The sequence below is a fragment of the Polaromonas sp. P3_C2 genome (assembly GCF_056402675.1).
This window is the reverse complement of sequence record NZ_JBFUGX010000963.1, coordinates 1-1,208: the sequence shown is the minus strand read 5'-3', so window position 1 is coordinate 1,208 and position 1,208 is coordinate 1. Positions and strand designations below refer to the sequence as shown.

Below are 1,208 nucleotides of genomic sequence, written 5' to 3'. Positions count from 1 at the left end.
CATCTGCAGCAACTGCGGCCATGCCGAGCATATCTTTGGCGAAGGCGGCGGCAAGAAAATGGCGGCCGACTACAAGATGGACTACCTGGGCGCCTTGCCGCTGGACATCCAGATCCGCCTGCAGGCCGACAACGGCCGTCCCACCGTGGTGGCCGATCCCGACGGCGAGGTCGCCGGCATCTACAAGGCCGTGGCGCGCAAGATGGCCATTACCGTGGCCGCGAAGGCTAAGGATTTCTCCGCCAAGTTTCCGACCATCACGATCTCCAAGAACACTTAAGGCGTTCTTGCCATGAACCTGCTGGCCTCCCTGCGTTACCTGGCCGCGCTTGACGAGCACAAGCACTTCGGCCGCGCGGCGCAGGCCTGCAACATCACGCAGCCCGCCTTGTCCAACGCCCTGCGCGCGCTGGAAGACGAGTTCGGCGCTGCCATCGTGGTCCGCGGGCGTGCGTTTGTTGGGTTCACAGAGGAGGGTGAACGCGTCCTCGCCAGCGCCCGGCGCATGCTGCATGAGCGCGAAATCCTCAAGCAACAGCTCGACAGCTCAGTGGACAGCCCACGCGGGCATTTGACGATTGGCGTCGTTCCCACGGCGGTCTCCATCGCCGCGCGTTTTGCCGCCATGCTGCACGTCCGGCATCCGGGCATCACACCGGTGGTGCTGTCCCTCAATTCACACGACATCGAAACCCGGCTGGAAAACCTGTCGCTGGACATGGCGCTGGGCTACACCGAGCGTCTGAGCGCGCGCAATACGCGGCTGACCACCTTGCCGCAGTACATCGAGCGCTATTTCCTGGTGCGCCGTGCTGCCAAACCCAGCCCGGATGTATTACGCTTCGGCTCGCCCATGACCTGGGCCGATGCCGCGAAGTTGCCGCTGTGCCTGCTGACACCCGACATGCACAGCCGCACCCGGGTGGATGCCGCGTTTGCCGCTGCGGGAGTCACCGTCAAGCCCGTGATGGAAACCAATTCCATGCTGACGCTGGCCCTGACCGTCGTCGTTGGCGAGGTTTGCAGCGTGCTGGCAGGCGCGCTGGTGTGCGCCGTTCAGGGTTACCGCGAACTCGAAGCCCTGCCCCTGACGCCGGATGTGGAGACGCCTGTCGGCTTCATGATGCAGGCCAGCGACCGGCCCTCCCGCACGCTGGAGGCGGCCATGGCTCTGGCAGCCGAGCCCGCCTGGCTGCGCCACGCGGCTG

General features: G+C 65.4%; 2 protein-coding genes. Both read left to right on the top strand.

From position 1 onward, the window contains the following. Nucleotides 1-280, top strand: a 280-nt coding sequence (locus tag AC1DWI_RS23805; protein WP_477725993.1) for a P-loop NTPase, incomplete at its 5' end; no start/stop codon positions are given. Between the two features lie 12 nt (nucleotides 281-292). Continuing rightward, nucleotides 293-1,208, top strand: a 916-nt coding sequence (locus AC1DWI_RS23800) for a LysR substrate-binding domain-containing protein (protein WP_477725992.1), incomplete at its 3' end; no start/stop codon positions are given.